This window comes from Rudaea sp. 3F27F6, from assembly GCF_005503555.1.
In the GTDB taxonomy this organism is placed as follows: Bacteria; Pseudomonadota; Gammaproteobacteria; order Xanthomonadales; family Rhodanobacteraceae; genus Rudaea.
Map to the genome: position 1 here is coordinate 15,864 of NZ_SCNG01000008.1, position 24,379 is coordinate 40,242.

Consider the following 24,379-nt stretch of genomic DNA (forward strand, 5'->3'; position numbering starts at 1 on the left):
TTGCACGGCGACCGGAGTCGAATCCCCATCAACGCGATTTGAGACCTGCGCCATGACAAATGAATCCGCCGCCCAGTTCGAGGAACTAGCGGACTTGTACGAAGACATGTCCATCTGGCCATTCCGTCGTTGCATCGAGACGCCAAGTGTTCTCGAAACGATCGGCGATGTAGCCGGGCTCGACGTAGTGGATTTCGGCTGCGGCGCGGGAACGTATGCGCGCCTGTTGAAGCGTGCCGGCGCGCGTCGCGTGGTCGGCTTCGATCTGGCCGAGGGAATGCTGCACAGCGCGCGCCGCCGCGCAGCCGAGGAAGGGCTGGATGTCGAATTCGTTTCAAACTTGGACGCGCAGCTGAAGGGTAGCTTCGATCTGACCCTCGGTGTGTACGTATTGCCCTATGCGCAATCGCAAGCGGATTTGGACAGCATGTGCTCGCAGATGCTCGCTCCATTGCGGCCAGGCGGGCGCCTGGTCACTCTGCCCATTCACCCCGCCTACGAACCGGAACCTACGTACTATGAGCCGTACGGGTTCCGCATGACTGCCGATCGGTTCGAGGGTGCACACGAAGACGGCGCCCGCATCAAACTCGATCTTTTCTTTCAGCAACGCTACGACGCCAGTGTCTATGCGCAGTACTGGGGCCGTGATGCCATCGAATCAGCGCTGCGTGCGGGCGGCGCCGATTCGATTGAATGGCGCCAACCTCGTGCTCATCGGGTCAATGGCGATCCGCCGCCGTTGGCTGAACTCGACGCCTATGTTCGCAAGCCCCATGCCGCCATCGTGGTGTGCCGGCGTGCATAACGTCACATCCGATTCGAGCCGCTTCAACCACCATTGCCGAATGCGCCGATGATCCGGCGGCACCTGCAATTGGGCAACCGGGACCTGTGGAGAACGACATGGCCCTCACTATCGAGACGGTCGACACACTAGATCGCATAGACCGGCGTACCTATGAAGCATTCCACGCCGTAAACGGCGCGCCGGTGTTTTACGATTGGCGAATGTTGCTCGCTGCCGAGCGCTCTCCGCTGTTGCCCGCCGAAAGAACCTTCTATTTGTGCGCACGAGATGGCGGCAATCTCGTCGGATTCCTGCCCGCCTACCTCCAACGTCTCTCTGTAGTGGACCCGCTCGGACTGTTGGCGAGGACGGCCGGCGTACACGATACGGGTGGCGAGTTCGGATTGTTCAGCCACATGATGCATTGCTGGGAAACCACAATTCCCTGTCTCGGTCGGAGCGATGTACGCGAACAGTTGATCGCTCAATTGCGAAATCTGGGCAATCGCGTAGGGGCATCGTATGCCGGCCTGCTGAATGTCGGCGACGTCGCGCTGTTGTCAGGATTGACCGAGTCAGGTCTCACCGTTCGGCCGATGGTGGACCGCTATGTGCTCGACCTGAGCCGGTTCGACGATTTCGATCATCTCGTGCGCGAACTTCCCAGCGACGGCCGACACGAGATGAACCGGCAACTGCGCAAGTTTGCGGCCAGCGGCGCAACCGGCCGGGTGCTTGCGCCGCCTTACGGAGATGTATTGGAGCGTCAATGCCAGCTGTGTTTCGAAACTACCGCACGCAAGGGCACGCCGCATTACTTTCCCGCCGAGCCGCTGGTGAGGTTCGTTCGCCACTGCGGCGACGTAGTGCGCCTGGTCGTCATCGAATTGGAAGGTCACCTGGTCGGTGGAGGTATCTGTTATGAGCAAGGCGACACCTTCCATGTGTGGTCAGCCGGAGTGACCTATGACCAATCCGAATTCAGTCCCTACACGATCTTCTTCGCAACGGCCTATCGCTATGCCTTCGAGCGAGGTCTGCGCCATGTCGAGGGCGGACGCCTGAACGAGCGGATCAAGCTGCGCCTGGGACTCGCGCCCGTGACGCTGTATTCCGCGCTCGTGCGAATCCCGTCATCTCGTCGCGGTGAGGTCAATTCAAGAACGGAAAGGCGCAGCGATGAATGCGCCGAGATGGGGTGGGACAAAGCACTCGTCGACTGACAGGAGCCGCTTCATGTCTTCTCAGACAGCAACCATCAATGCGGATGATTTTCGTACCTTCCCGCGGCGTTTAGAGGGCAAGGCGCGCTCGCGCCACCACGCCGAATATGCCGGCTGGCACGCCAGCGCCTGTTGGAACGGACGCCACTTCGATCGATTTCCCGAGTACATCGTACGCGCTCAGTCTTTGACCGATGTTGCCAGCACGATTGACTTTGCGCGAAGCCACCGCCTTTCCATCAGCGTGCGCGGCAACGGCCACAGCTATGCGGGCTGTTTCATGCGCGACTCGGGCATCTTGCTCGATCTGTCGGCGTTGAAGCAGATCGAGATCGATGTGGCCGGACGTAGCGCCAGCGTGCAACCGGGGGTGACCAGCCGGCTACTCAGTGCCGCGCTTGCGCCCCACGGACTCGCGTTTCCGACCGGGCACGGCGGCGACGTCGGGATCAGCGGATTTCTGCTCGGCGGCGGACTTGGAATCAATTTCCACGCCTGGGGCAACATGAGCACGTTCAGCGTGTACGCGGTCGATGTGATGCTGGCCGACGGTCGGCTGGTGCATGCCGACGCAGAAGAAAATCCGGATCTGTTCTGGGCCGCGCGAGGTGCCGGCCCGCTTTCCTTCTTCGTGGTGGTCAAGTTCCATCTCCGCTGCTATTCGCTGCCGGTCTTCATCACCTCAAATACGTACAGCACGTCGCTCGACCGGCTGCCGGAATTGCTTTCCGAAACAGAAAGGATTGGCCCCGAGGCGTCATTGCAGGTCATGGTAGCCGTGGTCTCGGGAAGCAATGGGCACGGAGTGGTGCTCAATACCCTCGCCTTCGCCGAGGACTCGGGGAAGGCGGAGCAGTTGCACGCATCCCTGATTTATCGTCTGCCGCAAGGCCTGGTTGACGTTGTCTCCGAGAACGCAGCGGCGAGCTTCGAATCCCTCTACAACAGCACTGAGGCGATGCTGGTATCGCGGCGCTATCGTACCGACAATGTGTTGACTGACCGCGGCGCAGATTCAGCCAAGATACTTGCTTCTCATCTTCCGCGGCAGCCGTCGGCTGCTACGGTCTCGCTTTTTATCTGGCGCGGTGATCCCGTGCTGCCTGAGGCGGCATTCTCAGCGCATGGCCGATTTTTCCTGTCCACCTATGCGCAGTGGAACGAGGAGCAGGACGACGAACTCAATCGTCGATGGCTTAACGCCCTGTATGACGATCTGGCCGGCGTATCAACGGCAAGCTACATTAACGAGTTCGATCTGGAAAAACGCTCGGAGTCTGTCAGCCGTTGTTTCGCGCCAAGCAACTGGTCGAAGCTCATGGAGCTTCGACACCGCTTCGATCCCGATGGAGTGTTCCACGATACGCGCATGCATCGCTGATTCGGCTATGACGAATTGAGCTTGTGAGGATCGCAACGACGAAAGAAAATACGGCCCGAAGCTCCAGAGGAGACTACGGGCCGCAAACAATAACCCAACCAGCTACTTCATTCTGCGAAAGTCAGACCGGATGACGGCCCGAACCTTCAGAAAGATGGATCAGCCACTGAAAGCTCCTGCGCTTCGTCAGTTCGATTCAGTGAATTGGATGTATCCCGCCGTCGTCGCAGTGGGCGCAGCCGCAGTACAAGGGCCCAGGGTCAGGTTGTTGTATTCCCCGGTCTCGCCCTTGCTCAAACATGTCGGCGTGTTGAGGGTCCCGTCGCTGACCTTGACCTGCACGGTGAGAGACGATCCCGAATTGAACGTTGCTTGAGGAGAACCGGCGTCCAATCCGAATATATTGAACTCCGTCTGGTTCCACGTCGCGCCAATGTCGGCAGTGTTGCCATTCTGAGTTACCGCCTTTGCGGTTGTACCATAGGTAAAGGTCACTGCGTCATTGCCGCTGATCGAGGCGGAGCCTGACAACACCACCTTGCCGAGATCGGCATATGCAACATTGCTGGCGGCTACACCAGCACTGTTCTTGGCGCATCCGATGTACTGGTTGCCGCCGAAGGTGTAGGCGCCGACGCTTGCTGCATTGGCCCATCCATTTGGGCAATTGTATACATAGGTTTGAGTACCGAAACAGAAACCAAAGAAGTTGAAGCCACTACACTGCGTTGTGGCAGGAATATAAATCCAGTTTTGAATATACGCCTGAGCTCCCACAACACCTGTATCGAGGCCGGAAACTCCAGACGCATCGTAGTTGGAGCCATAAATAAACTGTTCCCAGGTATAGCAGCTGGGATAACCCAAGCTTGAACAAAAAGTCGATGTGCCAGGACTCAGATTCGTATTGATCTGCAGGGAATAGTCGCCGGTACTCGCCGAAGTCACGCCCGTAACTGTCGGAAAACTGCCGGTCGCAGATTGGGTCAGGCCCGACGTCTGCGCCATATAGTCAGTTCCGTTACCTGTCGTTCCCGCAACGCTGCCCACCCCTGTCGATGTTCCTGCAGTGCTTTCGTCGGATTGCACAGCGCTACCAGCCGCCCCTTGCCTAGGCAATTGTGAAGGCCTAATCGCCGGCACGGGTACGCAGGGCTCCGCTTCCCAAGTCATCTCTGGATAAGTCGCATGAAAGCAGCCCTCCTCCAGCGGCGGGAATGCTTTGAGGTTTTCATGCCATGCGTGCAGCGCTTCGGACGTTGGACTCACGGCGACACCATGATAAGCCTCCGTCGCACCAGCCGGCGTCAGTGCAAACAGACTCATTGAACTGATGGCACATGCAACGGTGAGCACGCAGCGTTTCCTGGACTTCGCATTCGACTTCATGCATCTCTCTCCTAGAGTAAGTGTGATAAGACACGCCACTTCCTCGCGCGGCGCGCAGCAACCACGACATCGGCAGACCCCGAACACGCACGATCCCGCGTCGAAAAAATTCGACGCGCGACCGATAACCCGAAACACGAGGGTTATGTACGCTAAACGGCTGACGAAACCTTCAGGGAAATCGGACGACTCGATTTCTTATCATTTCACCTCGGCAAGTGCATGCACGGCGCCTCGGCTCAGATCGAAAGTGCTTAGACTGAGAATGAGGAGATTTGGATCATGCCCAAGGAACGCTTTAGCCAGATTTTGCTCAAGGTAAGCAGGGGGGAACTTCTGAACTCGGTCTGTCGACGGCAGGCTGTGGCTCATATTCGTGACCACATGCGGCACTTCGAGTGACGTATTTGCCGGGCGCTACATTAGAACCGTTCTTCGGTCCACTACACCCCGCAACCGCGGAGCGCTGAGTTGCCACTGACCGTAGCGGTCATTGAACTGGCGGGGCAGTACAGCAGGTAGGCAAATGGAAAAACGGCGTCGGACGCCACGCGTCCGCTTGGTTCAAGCCAGGCGAAATCCCGCCTGCCATCTCAAGCGATTGAAATCAAAAACAAATTTCTCACAACTCGCGAAATTCGTCGCAAAACCGCTTGTGCCCTGTCTTCAGGGATGTATATCGCGATATGCGGGGAGGTGTGGACGCAGAGAGCTTTCGCCCCTGCGGCTACAGTCGAACGGCTGCAGACCTGGGTTTCCAGGCAGCCACAACAGCTCTGTGGAAGTACAGACGCGCCTCTGCGGCAACATTTTTCAAGTTGCACAAGCAAAATTGCGTTGCGCCTGCATTGCCAATTTCATCACAATTGCATACAGTCAATTCGGCCGGTCAAACGGCCGTTACAGATGAAATCCGCGCGAATCGCGACGAAGCAGGCGGACATCGTCCGGTACGCCAAGGCAGTGGGGATCTCGCAGAACTTCCATCTGGGCTTATGACTCAACTCCAAACCGATGCTGCACTACCCGGCCCGGCCGCGCAGATGCTGTTCAACCAGGTCTACGCGGACCTGCGCAAACGCGCGCGCACGCTGCTCGCGAGTCATCAGACCAGCTCGCTCAATACCACCGCACTCGTTCACGAGGCCTATCTGAAGTTCGGCCGCTCGCCGCAGTCTCCGAGCAGCGCCCTGCACTTCTTCAACGCCGCATCGGTCGCAATGCGCCAGGTCATCATCGATCATGCACGCTATCTGAGCGCTCACAAGCGCAGCGCAGATGCAGTCGTCACCTTGGACGGCCATTTGAACGAAGAAGGCGCGATGAACGTCTCCGAGACGATGCGCCTGAGCGACGCGCTCGAAGCGCTGCGCGCCGGCGATGCGCGCCTCGCGCAAATCGTCGATCTGCATTTCTTTGCCGGCTTAGGCTTTGCCGAAATCGCCAAACTCCTCGACGTATCGCTGAGCACGGTCGAACGCGACTGGCGCACCGCGCGCGCGCTGCTCTATCGCGACATGGCGGAGTAGCTTTTCTTGAACCGCGAGATCGCAGCCCTGCTGCACGAGGTGCTCAGCCAGCCTGAGACCTCGCGGGAGGACTGGATCGCCGCGGCCTGTGCCGACACGCCGCAAACCGCCGCCGAACTGCGCGAACTTCTGCGCCGCGACGCGCAGGGCGGAGGCATCCTCGATCGGCCTCTGGGCGTGCTCGCCAAAGGCCTGCAACTCAATGTCGACGATCCCGCGCAGGAACTGATCGGGCGGCGTATCGGCCCGTATCGGCTTACCGCCCTGCTCGGCTCGGGCGGCATGGGCGTGGTCTATCTCGCCGAGCGAGCCGACGCGCCGTTCGAACAGACCGTCGCCCTCAAGCTCGTGCGCAGCGAGAAGCTGCATGGCGAAGCACAGGCGCGTTTCGCACGCGAACGCCGCATCCTCGCGTGCCTTTCTCATCCGCATATCGCCCGCCTGATCGACGGCGGATTCGACGAGCAAGGCCATCCCTGGCTGGCGATGGAATACGTTGACGGCGAACCGCTCATCAACTGGTGCAACGCGCGCAAGCTCGGCATCGAGGAGCGCCTGCATCTTCTGCTCGATCTCTGCGATGCAGTCGAGTACGCGCATCAGCACGCCGTAGTCCATCGCGACATCAAGCCGAGCAACGTCCTCATCGACCGCAGCGGCACGGCCAAATTGTTCGACTTCGGTATCGCCAAACAACTCGACGAAGAACATTCCGATACCTTCGCCACCGAGACGCGCGCACGCCTGCTCACGCCCGCTTATGCCGCGCCCGAGCAGATCCATGGCGACAAGGTTACGACCGCGACCGACGTACATGCGCTCGGCCTGTTCCTATATGAACTGCTCTGTGGACGACGCGCCTACGGCAGCCAGAGCAGTGCGCAGTTCGACCTGCTGCGCGAAATTCTCGAACGCGACGCCCCGGCGATGAGCATGCGGCTGCTTGCCGCCGAACCCCCCGTGGCCGCCGATATCGCCGCCGAGCGCGGCCTCAACGAACGCATGCTGCAGCGCGTGCTGCGCGGCGATCTGCAGGCCATCGTCGCCAAAGCACTGCGCAAGGAGCCGCGCGCACGCTACCGCACCGTCGCCGAGTTCGGCGACGACCTACGCCGCTATCTCGATGGCGAACCGGTGCTCGCCGTTGAAGGTGCACGCACCTATCGTCTGCACAAATTCGTTGCCCAGCACCGCGTTGCCGTGAGCCTCGCCGCGATCGCTTTTTTGTGCCTACTGACGGCGCTCATCGGCATGACCTGGCTCGGCCACGAGCTTCGCCTGAAGGCGGAGCGCGCAGACCAGCAGTCGCGCACGGCCGTCGCCACGCGCGACTTCCTACTCGACCTGTTCAAGGCTGCGTCTCCCGAACGCACACTCGGCAAGATTCCCGATGCGGTCGAACTCGTCGATATCGGCGCGCGGCGCGCGGCAAGCCAGCTCGACGCGCAGCCGGAACTGCAGGCGCAATTGCTCGGCACGCTCGGCAACGTCTACGTCAACCTCGGCAAATACGACACGGCGCTGGCTACGCTCGAGAAAGCGCGCGGCATATCCGCGATCGCATCCGGCGATGATTCCGCGGCGACGATGCAACTGGACATCGACATCGCCTATGCGACCTACATGGCGCACAAGAACTCCGATCAGATACGCCCGCTGCTCGATCACGTTATCGCCGTGCAGCGGCAATTGCCCGTCGGGCAACGCACCCTGCTCGTGCCGGCATTGACGAAACTCGGCCTAGTTGAACTCGACCGCGCCCAATATGCGTCGGCCGAGAAAGCGCTGCGCGAAGCGATCGATCTCGCACGCTCGCAAGGCAACGCCGGGGAACGTCGGCTCATGGATGCGCTACTGGCCCTGTCCAATGCTTTCGGCCTGACTCAGCAGTCGTCAAAGACCGTGCCGCTGCTGCGTGAAGCGACAGCGATCGCCGACAGAACGCTGCCTGCGGGCGACCCCGATAGGAACAATTTGCAGGTCAATCTTGCCGCCATGCTTGCGCTCAACGGTCAGCCCGCCGAAGCTGAGAAGTTGCTGCGCGACGCCGTCGAGACACAGAAGCGCATCCTCGGCGAACAGCATCCGCAATATCTCGTCAGTCTGGTCACGCTCGCAGACATACTGATGCGTGAGCGTAAACTCGACGAGTCGGAAACCTTGTTCAAAAAAACGCTTGCACTCGCAGAGAACCTCGACAAAACCGGTGACGTCACCATCCTGAGTCTGCGCCGGTTGGCGCTCGTAAAACAGCAACTAGGCGATCCGGCCGCCGCTTTGCCGTATGCCGAACGCGCGCTCGAAGCGGCGAAAGGAAAATACGGCGAGGACAATGCGAACACGCTTGATGCCGGCTCGACGCTCGTCGATATTCGCTTCCGCCTTGGTGAGTACGCGCAAGCGGAAGCCATGGCGCACGGCATTCTCGCTCGTACCGAGCGTTTGAATATGGCGATCATGACGTCGACCACGTCGATTCGGCTCGGGCAGACGCTGCGCATGGATGGACGGCCCGCGGAGGGGATGCCTTATTTGCGCCGTGCCCTCGACACACTCAACGCGAGCCGCGGCGAACGCAATCTCGACTCGCTCACCGCCCTTCTCGAACTGGCGAAGGCGCAACGCGATGCGAGCAATTTCGATGCGGCGCGCGAGCAGGCGCAAAAAGCGCTGAGATTCGCGCCTGATCCTCTGCCGGCCGACGACAGCCGCATTCTCCAGGCACGCGCCGTGATTGCACAGTTGGACTATCTGCAGGGACGCTGCAGCGAGACTTCGTTGTCCGACCTGGAAACCTTGCGCAAACGCATTGAACGCGACACGCCGAAAGCGACGGCAGCGATCGCCGGCGTGGCGTTGACGGCGAGCTTGTGCAAGCGGCAAATGCAGGGGCATGCGGCGGCCGATGCAGAGAACGAGGCAGCGATCCGCGCCTACGCCAAAGACATTCTGCAAACCGCCATTGTCGATCCGTTCTCGCGCAAATTGGCGAAGCAGGAACTTGGCACGAAATAAAGCGCAGTGGCGCGGATCGCGTGACGGCGAGTGCTCCGTGTACAGCGCTGCCATTCGATTTGCCGGCTCACCCCGGGTCGGATAAATGAAGGGATTGCCGGCCCTTTTACGTACTCACTACTTGATCCGGTTTTCCGAACAGCGAACTCGGATCAGCAAATTGCAGGCGCGGCGGCAATCCACATCTTTTCGGAGGAAAGAAATCGACCGATCGATCCGATACCGGCGCGACTCGAAGGCAGTACGAGAACGCCACCTTCTGGCAATGGACGCGTCGAAGCGAAGACATGCAACCCGAGGGACTCGTCGACGTAAGTAAGCGCGCTTGGGCAATCGGATTTCTCGTCCACGTCGCCATGACTCGCAAAGCGTGGGAAGAACTCGTTGAGATACGGTACGACCTACCCCTCATGGAAAGGAATCCACGCATGCGCGAGCGTCGTCTCATCGACATTCTTCTGCAGGCTTACCGGCTCGCGCGCACGCAAGGCAAAAAAAAGACGGCCCAATTCAATACATACCGACTCACCAGCCCCGAAGAACGCAGAGCGACCGGAAAAGTCGCGATCAAGAATGAAGTTCTCGTGAGTTGCGGCCCGAACCATTTCGGCAATCCGATGATCACGATCTCGTTGACGGATGAGCATTAACGGTCCATCGAAGTTCGCGCAGTACCCGCAAGACACCGGCAATAGCCGTACTCACTATGGAGAGGAATCCGATGACATCCGTCGCAAGAATCAAATTGCCGCCTTGGAGCAGGCTCATCGCGCTCCTGATTGCCGCTTCGGGTCTCGTCCTGTTTCTCGGCGGCGGCTATCTCATTGCACTCGGCGGCAGTTGGGCGCCGGCCGTCATCGCTGCGCTCATGCTCGCCAGCGGTGTGCTGCTTTTGCGCGGCAAACGCAGCGGCGTGCTGGTTTATCTCGCCGTCTTCATCGTTTCCCTGATCGTCACCCTGATCGAATCGGGCGACCGCTTCTGGGGCTGGGTGCCGCGCATGGGCTACGTCACCGGCCTCGGCTTTTTCGTCGCGCTGATGCTGCCCTTCCTCTACGGCGAAGGCAAACGCAATCTCGGCCGCGGGCTCGCATTCGCCTGCATCGCCTTCGCGGGCGCCGCTTTCGTCGGCGCCTTCTTTCCGCACTATAGTGAAATCTTGGCCGACGCACCCTCGTCCCCACTCGTCGCCGGCGGTTCCGCGGTCGAGCGCGCGGCGCAAAAGGACAGCGAGTGGAAGGCCTACGGCCGCGACGACGACGCCACGCGCTACTCGCCACTCAAACAGATCACCACGCAGAACGTCGGCCAGCTCAAAGTCGCCTGGACCTATCGGACCGGCGATACGCCTGCCGGCAAATTCGCCGCGGAAACCACGCCGATCATGGTCGGCGACGGGCTCTATCTGTGCACGGCGATGAACAACATGGTCAAGCTCGATCCGAAAACCGGCAAGGAGCTGTGGCGGTTCAATGTGGGCCTCAAGCACGAGAGCCTTCCCTACACCGCGGCGTGCCGCGGCGTCACCCACTACGTCTCCAAGATATCCAATGAAACCGATGCCTGCCACGAGCGCATCGTCGAAGCCACGCTCGATATGCGCCTCATCGCCGTGGACGCGAAGAGCGGTCAGCCGTGCCAGGGCTTCGGCACGAACGGCCAGGTCGATCTCGGCCTCGGTATGGGTAAATGGGTGCCAGGCCAGCTCGCGGTGACCTCGGCGCCGCCGATCGTCAACGGCACCATCGTCGTCAATCATCAGGTGCTCGACAATCAGCGCCGCTGGGCTCCATCGGGCGTGATCCGCGGTTATGACGCGGAGACCGGCGCGTTCAAATGGGCCTGGGACGTCAATCATCCCGGCAACCTCTGGCACGAAATCCCCGGCCCCGGGCAGGAATACAGCCGCGGCACGCCGAACTCGTGGGCGACGATGACCGGCGACGACTCGCTCAACATGGTCTACGTGCCCACCGGCAATTCCGCCGCAGACTACTATTCGAAGACACGCACCGACTCGGAGAACCGCGTCGCGTCCGCCATCGTCGCGCTCGACGCAGGCACCGGTGAAGAGAAGTGGGTGTTCCAGAACGCGCACATCGACGCATGGGACTACGACATGGGTTCGCAGCCGACCCTGTTCGAGTATCCCGGTGCGGGCGGCGAAAAAATTCCTGCGATGATCATCTCGACCAAGCGCGGCCAGAATTTCATCGTCGACCGCCGCGACGGCAAGCCGCTGTTGCCGGTCGAAGAGCGCCCGGCCCCGGCCGGCAATGTGCCGGAAAATCCGCGTGCGCCGACGCAACCGTGGTCGCCCGGCATGCCGCGCTTCGGCTTTCCCGATCTCAAAGAATCGACGATGTGGGGCATGACGCCGTTTGACCAGTTGTATTGCCGAATCAAATTCCGCCAGGCGCACTACGTCGGCGAATTCACCCCGCCAATGGCACCGCCGCAACCGTGGATCGTCTTCCCCGGCTACAACGGCGGCACCGATTGGGGCAGCGTCGCTTACGACCCGGCGCGCGGCATTCTTGTCGGCAACTGGAACGCAACGCCGATGTACGAGCGCCTACTCACGCGCGCCGAAGCTGAGGCGATTCCGCTGTACTCGATCGACAATCCCAAATACAAACCCGGCGCCGGCGGCGCCGAAGGTCCCGGCGCGATGGAAGACACGCCCTATGCCGTCGATGTCGCGCCGTTCATGGTTCCCGGATTGAACACACTATGCACCGAACCGCCGTACGGCATGATCACCGCGGTCGACATGCACACGAAAAAGGTGATTTGGCAGCACCCGCTCGGCACTGCGCGCGCGAACGGCCCGTTCGGCATTCCGACCTATATGCCGATAAACGTCGGCACGCCGAACAACGGCGGCCCTGCCCTCACCGCCGGCAACCTCGTCTTCGTCGCCGCAGCGACCGACAACCTGATCCGCGCACTCGACATCGCCACGGGCAAAGAACTCTGGAGCGACGTGCTTCCGGCCGGCGGCCAGGCCTCGCCGATGACCTATTCGGTCGACGGCAAGCAGTTCGTCGTGCAGATGGCCGGCGGCCATCACTTCATGATGACGCCCGCGGGCGACTACGTCGTCGCCTACAGCCTGCCGTAGCCGAAGTCGATGACAACCACCCGAACGACGACCGAGAATCGAGCATGAACCGCGTCTGCGCCACGTCTCTGCTTCTGGCCCTGCTTCTGTGCGACCGCGCCTTTGCCGGCGTGGCGGCGGACGCGCCCGACTATGCGCTGCAGAACCACTGGCTATGCAAGCCCGGGCGAATCGACGCCTGCGCGATCGACGTCAACGCAACGACGATCTCGCCGCGCGGCGCGAGTACGGTGGACGCCTTCGTGCGTCCGTCCGCGGAGAAACCGATCGACTGCTTCTACGTCTACCCGACTGTATCGATGCAGGACGCCGATCTGAGCGATCTCGTCCAGGAAAGCGCGCAGTTCAGCCGCGTGCGCACGCAGTTCGCGCGCTACGCCAATGTCTGCCGCTTGTTCGCGCCGATGTATCGGCAAGTCACGCTGAAAACGATGGCGCAGCATGCCGTCGATCTGAAGACATTCGACCCGAATGCCGAACTCGCCGCGGCGCCGCAATACAAGACTGCCTACGCCGATATCCTCGCGGCGTGGAAGTACTACCTCGCCCACGACAACCACGGGCGCGGCGTCATCCTCATCGGCCACAGCCAGGGCGCGTTCCTTCTGCGCGATCTCATCAAGGCGGAAATCGAAGGGCGCGACGCACAGAAGAACCTGGTGTCGGCGCATCTCGCCGGTGTCGTCATCGCCGTGTCCAAGACCGATGCGGCGAGGAACGAATTCAAGACGCTCAAGTCCTGCACGGACGGCGCGCAGACCAACTGCTTCATCTCGTTCTCCACGTTCGCCGAGAGCGATCCACCGCCGACATGGAGCAAAGCATTCGGTGTCAGCAAGGTGAGCGGTGCGGTCAACAATTGCAGCAATCCCGCCGCGTTGTCGGGCGATAGCGGCCGGCTGCTGCCGTACGTCGACGCAAGTCGGAACATCGAAGCCAGCGAGGCCGCGATCAAATGGACGAAAACCGGTGCCACCGTAGCCACGCCGCTCGTCGCACTGCCCGACTTTCTCAAAGCCGAGTGCGTCAGCCGCGACGACGGCGCCGGCTATCTCGCGATCCGCTTCGCCAATGCAAGCGCGCAGGCCGATGTGCGCGAACGCTACCTGCCCGGCCACGTCTACGTCGGCCCGGTCCTGCTTTCCAACTGGGGACTGCACGATGCGGACATGGAGCTGACCATGGGCAATCTCGTCAAGCTCGCCGCGCTGCAGGCGGTGAGCTGGCAGAAGTCGCACACAACGTCGGCGCAGTAGCGGCCACGAAGCACGACGGGCGTATCCCGCGCAGTGCGCAACGCCGATGAAGGGATGTGCGACGATTTTGCGTATTCGAATACACCGAGACAAAAACCGGACCATCTTTCACCACGTGCCGATGCATGACCCACCCAGCAGCCTTCGTCTTCTGCGAACACTGCGATTCGATCTACCGGCGGCACGAACTGCAGCGTGACGAAGTCGCGCGCTGCGGACGCTGCTGCGCCGTGCTCTATCGCGGCAGTCGGGTCGACATCGACTACCTGCTCGCGCTGACTCTGACCGCGGCGATCGTCTTCGTCATCGCCAACGCCTCGCCGGTCATCCGCATCGCGGTCAGCGGCTTGCACAATCAAGCGAATCTGCTGCAGTCGATCGTCGCGCTGTCGCATGGGTCGGCATTGGCCGTCGGCGTGGTCGCTGCAGTGACCTTGTTCGTCGTGCCGCTGCTGCAAATCATCCTGCTCGGCTGGGTGCTGCTGTTCGCACGCGCGCACCGGCGTGCGCCGGGCTTCGTCTTTGCGATGCGCGTGCTGCACCGAATCCGACCGTGGAGCATGACCGAGGTCTTCCTGCTCGGCGTCCTCGTCGCGATCGTCAAACTCTCGGGCTTGCTCCACGTCATCGCCGGGCCTGGCGCCTGGGCGACCGTCGTGCTGACCGTGCTGATCGCGGTGATCGCCCGGCACGATATCCGCAGTCTCTGGGACCGGCTGCCCGGCGATCCGACGGGTCTGCACTCATGAACCTCGCGCCGCGCGCACGCGATCTCGGCCTAACCTGCTGCCATACCTGCGGACAGGCGAGTTCCTCGACCACGGCACACTGCCCGCGCTGCCGTTCGCGCCTGCATGCGCGCAAGCCCGATTCACTCGCCCGCACCTGGGCGTTTCTGCTCGCCGCGCTGATTCTCTATATCCCTGCGAACACTCTGCCGGTGATGTACACGAGCATGCTCGGCCGCGGTGAATCGAGCACGATCCTGCACGGCGTGGTCGAGTTCTGGAAAGCCGGCTCGTGGGATATCGCCTTGCTGATTTTTATCGCGAGCGTCGCGGTGCCGTCGACCAAGTTTCTCGCGCTCGGCACGCTGCTCGTGACCGCCCAGCGGCGCAGCACCTGGGCGCAGCCGCAGCGCGCGCGCCTATACCGTTTCGTCGAGTTGATCGGCTACTGGTCGATGCTCGACGTGGTCGTCGTCGCTCTGGTCTCGGCACTCGTGCAGTTCCAACTGCTCGGCACCGCGGAGCCGCGGCTCGGCATTGTCTTTTTCGGCCTCGTCGTCGTGCTGACCATGTTCGCCGCGATGAGCTTCGATCCACGCCTGATCTGGGACAGTGATGACGACAAGAACCTACCTCGAAATTGATGCCGTTCGTGTTGAGCGTAGCGGAGCGCAGCTCCGCGAAGTCGAAACACCAAGATCGATGTGTCCTCCAAGCTCTTCGACTTCGGCGCTTCGCGCCTTCGCTTGCCTCGAACGAAGCCGAGGAGTTTTGCCATAAGTTTAAGTAGACCCTCATGAGCGAACCCAAGCATCTGGAAAACACCGAGACCATGCCGCCCGTAATCGGGCGCCGACGCTGGAGCGCTGGCCTGATCTGGCTCGTGCCGATCGTCGCCGCGCTGATCGGCATCGGTATGGTGATTCACAACCGCCAATCCGAAGGGCCGGCGATCGAAATCTCGTTCCTCACCGCGGAGGGCCTCGAAGCGGGCAAGACCCAGGTCAAGTACAAGGACGTCGTCATCGGCCTGGTCGATTCGATCCGCCTCGCCGACGACCGCAGCCAGATCGTCGCGCGCGTGCAGCTCGACAAGACCGCGGCCACGTTCGCCACGGCCGATTCGCGCTACTGGGTGGTGCGCCCACGCTTCGGCACGAGCGGCGTGTCGGGCATCGGCACCCTGCTTTCGGGCGCCTATATCGGCGCCGACACCGGCGTGTCGAAAGACGCGCAGAAACGCTTCGTCGGGCTCGAACGGCCGCCTGCGGTCATTCACGGTTCGCCGGGCAAGCGCTTCACCCTGCACGCCGCCGACATGGGCTCGCTCGACGTCGGCTCGCCCGTGTATTACCGGCGCATCCAGGTCGGGCGCGTGATTTCTTACGATCTCGACAAAGACGGCAAACAAATGCGCATCGAGCTGTTCGTCGATGCACCGTACGACCAATACGTCAGCGTGTCCGCGCGCTTCTGGAATGCGAGCGGCGTCGATCTGAATCTCGACGCTAACGGACTCAAGCTGAGTACGCAGTCGCTCGCCACCGTGGTCGCCGGCGGCATTGCGTTCCAGACTCCGCCGGGCCCGCGCGACGCGACGCCGGCCGCCGAGGGCGCGGAGTTCAGCCTGTTTGACGATCTGCAGGCGGCGATGGCGCCGCCCGACGGCGAACCGGACTATCTGCAGATGCGCTTCGAGCAGTCGCTGCGCGGGCTCAGCGTCGGGGCGCAGGTCGATTTCCGCGGCATCGTCGTCGGCCGCGTCGTCTCGATCGATCTCGACTATGAAGCGGACAAACAACGCTTCCCGATGATGGTCGGCGCGGTGATCTATCCACAGCGCTTCGGCCGCGCCGGCGAAAAGATTGCGCAGATCGGACATGCGCAGAGCGACAAGAACCTGCGCCTCGCGACGTTCGTCAAACCGCTCGTCGCGCGCGGCCTGCGCGCGCAAGCGCGCGTCGGCAATCTGCTGACCGGACAGCTCTATGTCGCGCTCGACTTCGTCGCCAATGCGCCCGAAGTCGCGTTCGATGCCGCCGCACGCCCGGTCGAGCTGCCGACCGCGCCGGGCAGCATCGACCAGTTGCAAGAACAACTGACCGGACTCGTCGCAAAGATCGACAAGATTCCATTCGAGTCGATCGGCAAGCATCTCGACAGCACAGTCGCCCAGCTCGATCAGACTCTGCGCCAGGTCAACGAAACCACCCTGCCGCAGTTCAGCGCGACACTGGCCGGCGCGCAGGGCACCCTCGGCAGCGCAAAGCAGGCGATCGCTGCCGACGCGCCGTTGCAGCAGAACCTTGCGCAGACGCTCGCCGAGATCCAGCGCGCGGCACGTTCGCTGCGCGTGCTCGGCGACTATCTCGGCGTGCATCCGGAAACCCTGTTGCGCGGCAAGCCCACCGATCCGCCACCGTCGGCGACGAAGCCACCGAGCGAGGACAAGCCATGATCGGCCTTATGCAATCTCGCAAAGTCGGAATGTTGAATCACGAAGAACACGGAGGGGAAGTAATGAAGCCGTTGCGCCCTGCTTTTTCGTTTTCGCCGTGTTCTCCACGCCTCGCGCTGTGCGCTTTGATCTTGCTGCTCAGCGCATGCGGCGCTTCGGCACCGACGCGCTATCACACCCTGCTCGATACTCCGTCCGGTGCACAGGCATCGATCTCGGCGAAATTCTTTATCGACGTGCTGCCGGTCAGTATTCCCGCGCAAGTGGACCGGCCGCAGCTCGTCGTGCGTGACGGCGGCGGCGTGCTGCCGCTCGAACAGGAGCGCTGGATCGCGCCGCTTGCCGACGAGGCGCGTGCGGCCTTGTCCGCCGACCTGTCACGAGAACTCGGTGCGACTGATATCGCCGGCCAGCCGCGTCCGGTCGGTGCGCGTGTATTGACGATTCGCGTCGACCTGCGCCGTTTCGAATCGGTGCCCGGTGCCTATGCCGCGGTCGACGCCGTGTGGAGCCTCAATACCGACGGCGCCACCTCTTCGCCGCTGGTCTGCACCGCGAGTGCGCACGAAAGCACCGGACAGGGCTACGACGAACTCGTGCGCGCGCACCGGCGCGCACTCGCGAACCTCGCGGGCCGCACTGCGTCTGCTGCACAGGCATATATGTCGGGTCGGAAGGACGGCTGCACGTCCGGCTGATTTTCGCCAGTTCTGCGCCGTTCCCGAGTATGCCTCGCTACATGTCCGTGCGAGCCGGCGCAACGCGCAAGCGAGCTCACCGCCGACCGATATCGCCGCTAGGCTCCCTTCGCACCGAGCGCGGATTCCTTACGGCTTACCGCTTTCCGCAGTCTCTTTGCGCGGCACTTCGGGCAAGTCGTAGCCGCCGCCGAGCGCCTTGATCAGCGAGATCTCCGCGGCAAGGCGCTTGCCCTGCGTATCGGCAAGCTGGGCCTGTTCGCTCAACAGCGGCACTTGCGCTTCAAGCGCGGCGACGCGCGAGACCAGGCCACGCTCTCTGTGCGCGTCCGCATCGGCGGCACCGATGCGCACTTGCTCGTACTTCGCCTGTTCGAGCCGCGCCTGCTCTTCCATGCCCTGCATATTCGTCGCGGCGACGGCGACATCGCGCACCGCATTGAGCACGGCCTGGTTGTACTGCTCGATCAGGGTATTGCTCGTCGTGCGCGCCTTGCGCAGATTGGCGTTGAGCTGGCCGCCGTCGAACAGCGGCAGGGTCAGGCCGGGCACGAGGCGGAACTGGCGGCTGTCGATATGCAGCACGTCGTCGATGCGGATCGAGTTGAAGCCGAGCAGAGCCTTGATGTCGAAGCTCGGATAGAACGCCGCGCGCGCGGCATCGATCTGATTGAACGACGACTCCACGTACCAGCGCAGCACGACAAGGTCGGGCCGGTGCGAGAGCAGCGCATACGACAGTGTCGCAGGCAATTGCGGCTGCGGTTGCGGCAATGGTTTCGCTTCGATCGTTGGCAGGTCATCGGCACCGGCGCCGACGAGCGCACGCAGCACTTCGCGGAAATTGGTCACCTGTGTTTGTGCGAGCGACAACAACTGTTCGATCTGCAGAAGCTGCTCGCTCGCCTTGGCGACCACGGTCTCGGTGATCAGTCCGCGCTGCTTTCTCGCCTTCATCGCGGCGACGGATTCCGTTGCGATATCGCGCGTGCGTTCGAGCAGGGCGATCTTGCGCAGCGTGGTCTGCATATTGAAATAGGTCTGCGCGATCGCGGTGGCGAGTTCGAGTTCCACCGCGGCCGCTTCGGCCAGCTGCGCGTTCTGTGCGCCGACGGTGGCGTCGACGGCTGAGCGCTGCAGACCCCAGAGATCGAATACGTAGCTGCCGGCGATGCCTGCCGAGGAAACCCTGCCGCTGCGAGCGCCCGAGTTGTAGCCACCGTCGTCGAGCCCCGGCACCGGATCGGTGATCGAGAACGGGCCGACGTTGCCGTCGGCCTTCGACCATTGCTGATACACGCGCCCGAATGCCGCGGCCTTGAACTGCGTCGCCGCGTGCGCGCGTTGCACATCAGCGCGCGCCTGCTCGACGCGATCGCGCGCGACGCGCACACTCGGCGAGTCGGCGAGGCCGCGTTCGATCAGCGCGTTCAACTGGGCGTCGCCGTAGCGTGTCCACCAGCGCGCCGCCGGCCAGCCGTCTCGGGCGAGGCGGATGTCCTTGGCGAGGTTGATGCGTTCCGGTGCGATCAGCGGTTTCGGCGCGCTGTCCTCGCGAATCCAGGCGCATGCGGTGAGACTCGCAAGCAGCGCGAGCAGCACACAGGAACGCAGGCGCAGCGGCATGGCCTTGAAGGAGAAGCCGTTCATGTGAATGCGACATTCCTCTGAGTTTCGCCTGCTTCCGTTTGTGCTGACGTCAGCACATAGTCGACGCGCTCGACCAAGCGGCGCAGACTCCGGCGCGCCGCCGCGTACGCGTCGTCCGTCGTCGCGATCGGCAGCGTCCGCCAAGCGGTGTCGAGTTCATCGGGCGGCGGCGCATAGAACACGTCGCCCGACGCGGCCAGGCCGTCGGCGTAGCGCTGCAGACGGTCGGCGATCTGTATCTGCGCCGCGGCCACTGCGCCCTGCTGCGCCGGCTGCATGCGCCCGGCATGGGCATCGAGCGTGCCGCGCAGCGCGCCGGCTTCGATAAGGATTTCACGCGAGTCGGCGAGCAGATTCTGCAGACGCAGCGTCGCTCCCTCGTTCTCGCCGTCGTTCTGTTGCCAGTTCGGTTCGAGCGCGACGCGCGACAGCGTTTCCTCGCAGTTGCCGAGCGCAGCCCAGGCCTGCGATGACACGGCCGAGGCCGCCAGCGGCGCGGATTCGGACGACTCGCGGATCAGGCGCGCGATGCTCTTGAGTAGGCCCGCGATCTGCTGCGCAAGCGGCTTGCCCTCCGACTCGGGCCAGAGCACGGTGTGAATCGTGTAGGACACGGCGATGCCGATGCCGATACCGACCAGGCGGTCGCGGATGCCGGTAAGGTCGCTGCTCGCGGAGAAGTCACCAAGGATCGCGAGCGAAAACGTGAACATGATCTGCATGCCGGCATAGCTGATGCGTTCGGAACCGGCCGACAAATAAGCCGAGATCGCGAGCACCGGCAGCGAGATCAGCAACAGGCCGACGATGCTGTCGAGCTCCGGGATCACGAACACGGTGAGGAACAAGGCCAGACCGCCGCCGATCAGCGCGCCGATCACGCGCAGTTGAATCTTGCGGCTCGACGCGCCGAGCGAAGGTTGCGCGACGATCAGACAGGTCATCATCACCGTGTGGATGCCGTTCCAGTCCACACCGACGTAGAAGAGATAGCACAGCATCATCGCGAGCAGGGTTTTCAGCGCGAATTGTGTGTAGACCGGATTCGTGCCCGCGTCGGCCGCAAGCAGGCCGCCCTTCGCTTCGGCCGCGGCCGGCGCGGCTTCCGCGCTGCCGTCGGCAAGCGCGCGCAGTGTATGCCACGTCACCGCGATCGGAGAATGGATGGTGTCGGCGCCCTCTTCCGGCGCGGCCAGGCCGTCGAGGTCGAAGCGCGTTTCCGTGCGGATGCCCTCGTCGAGCCGACCGACGGCGGCGCGCAGCGCGTCGATCGAGGCGGCCGCGGGTTGCCTGTCAGCGGCTTGCAGATGCAGGGCCTGTTCGCGCAGCGAGGACAGCGCCGCGGCAAGCGCAAGATGCCGCCCACGGTCGCCTTGAAAGGCTTTGTCGCGCATCCAGGCAAAGCGCAGCAGCTTCTGCACTGCGAGCACGCCGCGCGGCAGGTCGTCGCGGTCGAGCGCGGGCGCGTCGCTGTGTTCGCCCGCCGCGCGCGCAAGTGCGCCGTCGACCTGCATCAATTGACGATGCGCTTCGGCCTTCAACTGCAATAGCGGTTCGGCCGGCAGAAACAGCGAATTGATCAGCAGGCAGACCATCAACGGATAGATCGCCGCGACCCACGCCCAAAGGATCGCGCGCACCACGAGTTCGGCGATCGGAATCAGATCGAAGTAGCCCTGCACCGCGGTGATGACGAGGGCGACGATGTAGAACATCGGCCCGAGCTTGGACGCTCGCATCAGGAACAGGCAGCCGAACAGCAGCATCGCCACGGTCACGATGCGCCAGGCCGGATAGCCGAAGGTGAATTTCGCCAGCAGCAGCGTGGCGCCGACCGCTAAGGTGATGCCGAGAAACATCAGCAGGCCGACCAGCCGGGTCATGACGATATTGGCCTGGGTGGCGAAGAACACGATGAACAGCGACACCGCGAGGAACGGCACCTGCAGCGCCTGCGACACCACAATCACGATCGCGCACGAGAGCAGGCAGCGCAGCGCGATGTTCCAGCGTCCCGGATAGGCGCGCAGCTCGGTCGCGAGAAATCGCGCCGGTGCCGCCGAGCCGCTCGCTGCTGCCGCGCTCATGTCAGTGCTTGGCCTGCGCGGCCGAATCATTCGCCTGCGTCTCGCCGCGATGCAGGATCGCCACGGCCGAGGCGCCGAGGCGGAACAGCGACTCGTCGGGTTTCTCCACGCGGATCTTCACCGGGAAGCGCTGTGAGACGTGCACCCAGTTGATCGACTTGGCCACGCGCGGCAGACCGTCGAGCCAGGTACCGCCGTCGCTCGGAGTGACGCCGTAGCCGACCGAGTCGACCGTGCCTTCGAAGCGTTTGCTGCTGTCGCTCAGCAAGTACACGGTGCAGCGCGTGCCGGGCAGAATGTCCTTCAGATCGGTCTCGCGGAAATTGGCGACGACGAACCATTCGTCGGTCGCGATCAAGGTGAACACCGCTTTCGCCGGCGATGCGTACTGTCCCACCTGGGTATCGAGCGAAACGATGCGTCCGTCGAACGGTGCGCGCACGGTCGCGTATTCGAGGCGCAGTTCGGCCTCGACCACCTGCGCTTCGGCCGCGGCCTTCTGCGCGACCAGGGCATCGACGCCGCTGACCGCGGCCGCGGCCTGCTGCGACTGCAACAGCAGCGCATCGAGCTGGGCCTGGGTGGCGCGCTGCGCCGTGCGTGCCTTGTCCACGTCCTCGGGCGAAGCGTAGCCCTGACCGAGCAGCGGCTCGACGCGACGCAGAGTGTCGGCGGCCTGCTTGGCATTGGCGCGCGCCGCCGCGACCGAGGCGGTCACCGACTGCGCGTTGAACTGCTGCGCGTTGACCGTGCGCTGAGTCAATTCAATCTGCTTTTCCAGCGCGTCGAGCTGCGCCTTGGCCTGCGCGAGCGTGGCCTGGAACGGACGCTGGTCGAGGCGGAACAGCAGATCGCCCTTCTTCACTTTCTGATTGTCGTGCACCGGCATCTCGACGATGCGCCCCGGCACCTCGGGCACGACGTTGATCTTGTCGGCGAAGGCATAGGCGTCGTCGGTCTTCGGCGAACTGTCCATCATGCGCAAGGCGACGACGAGCAGGACGATCGCGATCAGCGCGATCGCCAGCGCGGGCAGCTTGCTTTTCTTGGGAGCGGCGGGCGTGGTCATGGGGTCCGTTCCGGGTCAATGATGGAAAACGAGCAGCCAGATCAGCACGGCGAAGATCGCCGTCAGGCCCGGGTAGCTGAGCGGCAGCGGCTCGAGCAGAGCCACGCGTTTCTTCGCGCTGAGAACGAGATGCACGACGACCGTGGCGATCACGCCGCCGGCCATGCAGAACAGCCAGTCGGGAAAGGCAGCGCCGAACAGCACAATCGATGGCGCCATGCGACAGCCGGACAGCGCCAGCGCAGCCAGCATGGCCAGAAGGCCGCGCCGCAGCGGCCGCGTGCCGCGCGCGCGCCGCGGCTGCTCAGAACGCATCATGGTTCCCCGCCGACTTGCATCGTAGCGCTCCCTATGCCTGGCGGACCTGTGCAGCCCGCTGCGTGCCGCCTCAATGATCATCCTGTTTGACCGCCCTGCGCAATCCCGGCGGTCATCGCGGCAGCCATTCGGCCTTCGACGAACCTCGCGGCACCAGCACGGTCTTTCCGAAACCCCACGGCGTCTTCGACATCTGCACTTGGTCGGTGATGCCTTGATAAGTGCCGAGCGGCGTCTCCGCGACGAAGGTATCGGGTGCGACATAGGTGTGTTCTTCGCTCGAACCGGCGGTCTCGGCGGCGTACTGCTTGTCGAAGATGCCGAGGGCAAGCTGCCAGAGCACGGTGCGCGTCAGTGAGACGACGACGCGGTAGCTGCCGCCTTCGACCGCGCGGCGGCGCAGCGCCGCGAGCACGCCGAGCGTGCCGAGCCAGCCGACCACGTAGTCGCAGATCGGCACGATCGGCGGCTGCCTCGGCCGGCTCGGCGTGCCTTCGATCGCGAACAATCCGGCGACCGCGGCGCCGATCTCGTCGAAGCCCGGGCGGTTCGACCATGGCCCATGCTCGCCGTGCAGGACCACGCTGACGTGCACAAGACCGGGGTGCTTCGCCGCGAGCGTTTCCGCATCGAGACCGTGGTGGTTGAGAAAACCGGGTCGCTTGTTGGCGAAGAACACGTCGGCAGTCTTGAGCAGCGCGTCGAACTGCTTGCGGTCCTCGGCCGCATCCCCGAGCACGGTCGAGCGCATGCCGACCTGGGTGGTCCAGTAGAAGCCTTCGATCTCGGTGTCGTTCGGACGCCAGATGTTGAGCACGTCGGCGCCGTAGAGGGCGAGATCGCGGCCGATCGCCGCGCCGGCGATGACATGGCCGTGCCCCAGCGCGCGGATGCCGTCGAGCGGGGCTTTCGCGCCTTTGGCGAACGGCATCGGATCGGATTCGCCGATTTTCTCGAGGCGGATCAGCGGCAGCTTCGACAGCACTTCGCTGTACTGCGCTTCTTTGCGGAACTCCGCGTTCGTGCGCACCATGCCGAGCACGAGGCCCTGCTCGGCCGCGGCATTCTCCAGGTCGAGCGCGTTCCATTGCAGGATCGCGTTGCGCACCGATTCGGTGCTGTCGCTGCAACGCAGGAAATTGAGCGCACGATGGCGCAGCGCCGGATAGAAATTCAGCGGCAGCACATGGCGGCCGTCGCGCGTTTCGTGGAACAGCGGCATTTTCATAAATGGGTTGTATTCGTCCGCGCCCATGGCGGGCGGACGGCCGTTGATCAGCTCCCACTTGCCCTCGAAGAAACAGCAGAAGCGGCGCAGCGCCTTGCGCACGTCGACGTGCACGTCTTGTGCGATGCCGGTGCGCTCCTTGAACAGTGCGGCCGCGGCGACGGTCTTGGCGGCGAGGCCGATCGCCGACATGGTGCCGAAGCGGATCGGGCTCGACAGGATCGGATCAGCGCCGAAGAAGCTCAGCTTGCCGCCGAGATCGGCGAGGCTCATGCCGACGTCGCCGAGCACGTCGTCGACGCCGCGATGCAGATCGAACTTCGCGCTCGTTTCCGGATTGGCGAGTTTCTTCTGCAGCGTTTCCGACAGCAGGTCCTTCGATACTTCTTTTTGCGCAGGGGTCTTGCTCATTGCGAATTCCTTGGTCGATCCGGCG

Annotated in this window: 18 protein-coding genes; 11 read left to right on the forward strand and 7 right to left on the reverse strand. The window is 63.0% G+C overall.

Annotated elements, in window-relative coordinates; all coding sequences use genetic code 11:
* Window positions 1-52 precede the first annotated feature (52 nt).
* From FFS30_RS22440 to FFS30_RS22450, 3 genes are all read left to right on the forward strand, one after another.
* Entirely contained in the window at window positions 53-808 is a 756-nt protein-coding gene (locus FFS30_RS22440; protein ID WP_137915441.1) for a class I SAM-dependent methyltransferase, read from the forward strand.
* Between the two features lie 98 nt (window positions 809-906).
* Window positions 907-2,013 carry a GNAT family N-acetyltransferase gene (locus FFS30_RS22445; protein WP_137915442.1) on the forward strand — a complete coding sequence of 369 codons (1,107 nt, stop codon included), beginning with the start codon at window positions 907-909 and terminating at the stop codon, window positions 2,011-2,013.
* 13 nt (window positions 2,014-2,026) lie between these two features.
* Window positions 2,027-3,394, forward strand: a complete 1,368-nt coding sequence (locus FFS30_RS22450; protein WP_171014801.1) for an FAD-binding oxidoreductase — start codon at window positions 2,027-2,029, stop codon at window positions 3,392-3,394.
* Window positions 3,395-3,580: 186 nt separating this feature from the next.
* Here the strand turns inward: FFS30_RS22450 and FFS30_RS22455 are convergent, their stop codons facing one another.
* Complete coding sequence (locus tag FFS30_RS22455; RefSeq protein ID WP_137915444.1) at window positions 3,581-4,783, reverse strand: hypothetical protein; 1,203 nt, start codon at window positions 4,781-4,783, stop codon at window positions 3,581-3,583.
* A gap of 995 nt (window positions 4,784-5,778) precedes the next feature.
* Here FFS30_RS22455 and FFS30_RS23995 point away from each other — a divergent pair.
* A complete protein-coding gene (locus FFS30_RS23995) occupies window positions 5,779-6,312 on the forward strand; it encodes an ECF-type sigma factor (protein WP_171014802.1) in 534 nt (177 codons plus the stop codon).
* Between the two features lie 6 nt (window positions 6,313-6,318).
* Window positions 6,319-9,327, forward strand: coding sequence for a serine/threonine-protein kinase (locus FFS30_RS22465; protein ID WP_137915446.1), 3,009 nt, complete (start codon window positions 6,319-6,321; stop codon window positions 9,325-9,327).
* 401 nt (window positions 9,328-9,728) lie between these two features.
* On the opposite strand, the gene FFS30_RS22470 is transcribed toward FFS30_RS22465, so the two are convergent.
* Entirely contained in the window at window positions 9,729-9,974 is a 246-nt protein-coding gene (locus FFS30_RS22470; protein WP_137915447.1) for a hypothetical protein, read from the reverse strand.
* A 74-nt stretch (window positions 9,975-10,048) separates the two neighbouring features.
* Between FFS30_RS22470 and FFS30_RS22475 the strand changes: the two genes are divergently transcribed.
* The 6 genes from FFS30_RS22475 to FFS30_RS22500 all read left to right on the forward strand — a co-directional run bounded on the left by FFS30_RS22475 (window position 10,049) and on the right by FFS30_RS22500 (window position 17,591).
* On the forward strand, window positions 10,049-12,451 hold the full coding sequence (locus tag FFS30_RS22475; protein WP_137915448.1) for a membrane-bound PQQ-dependent dehydrogenase, glucose/quinate/shikimate family: 2,403 nt from the start codon (window positions 10,049-10,051) through the stop codon (window positions 12,449-12,451).
* A gap of 44 nt (window positions 12,452-12,495) precedes the next feature.
* Window positions 12,496-13,707, forward strand: coding sequence for a DUF3089 domain-containing protein (locus FFS30_RS22480; RefSeq protein ID WP_137915449.1), 1,212 nt, complete (start codon window positions 12,496-12,498; stop codon window positions 13,705-13,707).
* A gap of 125 nt (window positions 13,708-13,832) precedes the next feature.
* On the forward strand, window positions 13,833-14,456 hold the full coding sequence (locus FFS30_RS22485; RefSeq protein WP_137915450.1) for a paraquat-inducible protein A: 624 nt from the start codon (window positions 13,833-13,835) through the stop codon (window positions 14,454-14,456).
* A complete protein-coding gene (locus tag FFS30_RS22490) occupies window positions 14,453-15,079 on the forward strand; it encodes a paraquat-inducible protein A (RefSeq protein ID WP_137915451.1) in 627 nt (208 codons plus the stop codon). Before FFS30_RS22485 ends, FFS30_RS22490 begins: the two co-directional genes overlap by 4 nt.
* Window positions 15,080-15,231: 152 nt before the next feature.
* Window positions 15,232-16,893: an MlaD family protein gene (locus tag FFS30_RS22495; RefSeq protein ID WP_137915452.1), complete on the forward strand. Its 1,662-nt coding sequence runs from the start codon at window positions 15,232-15,234 to the stop codon at window positions 16,891-16,893.
* A gap of 62 nt (window positions 16,894-16,955) precedes the next feature.
* Window positions 16,956-17,591 carry a PqiC family protein gene (locus tag FFS30_RS22500; RefSeq protein WP_137915453.1) on the forward strand — a complete coding sequence of 212 codons (636 nt, stop codon included), beginning with the start codon at window positions 16,956-16,958 and terminating at the stop codon, window positions 17,589-17,591.
* Window positions 17,592-17,720: 129 nt separating this feature from the next.
* Here the strand turns inward: FFS30_RS22500 and FFS30_RS22505 are convergent, their stop codons facing one another.
* The 5 genes from FFS30_RS22505 to FFS30_RS22525 all read right to left on the reverse strand — a co-directional run bounded on the left by FFS30_RS22505 (window position 17,721) and on the right by FFS30_RS22525 (window position 24,354).
* Window positions 17,721-19,241, reverse strand: a complete 1,521-nt coding sequence (locus FFS30_RS22505) for an efflux transporter outer membrane subunit (protein WP_212742557.1) — start codon at window positions 19,239-19,241, stop codon at window positions 17,721-17,723.
* Complete coding sequence (locus FFS30_RS22510) at window positions 19,238-21,328, reverse strand: FUSC family protein (protein ID WP_171014803.1); 2,091 nt, start codon at window positions 21,326-21,328, stop codon at window positions 19,238-19,240. The genes FFS30_RS22505 and FFS30_RS22510 overlap by 4 nt, the downstream gene beginning before the upstream one ends.
* Before the next feature lies 1 nt (window position 21,329).
* Complete coding sequence (gene mdtN, locus FFS30_RS22515) at window positions 21,330-22,397, reverse strand: multidrug transporter subunit MdtN (RefSeq protein ID WP_137915455.1); 1,068 nt, start codon at window positions 22,395-22,397, stop codon at window positions 21,330-21,332.
* 15 nt (window positions 22,398-22,412) lie between these two features.
* A complete protein-coding gene (locus FFS30_RS22520) occupies window positions 22,413-22,715 on the reverse strand; it encodes a YtcA family lipoprotein (RefSeq protein ID WP_212742558.1) in 303 nt (100 codons plus the stop codon).
* A 112-nt stretch (window positions 22,716-22,827) separates the two neighbouring features.
* Window positions 22,828-24,354 carry a CoA transferase gene (locus FFS30_RS22525; RefSeq protein WP_137915456.1) on the reverse strand — a complete coding sequence of 509 codons (1,527 nt, stop codon included), beginning with the start codon at window positions 24,352-24,354 and terminating at the stop codon, window positions 22,828-22,830.
* Window positions 24,355-24,379: the final 25 nt, after the last annotated feature.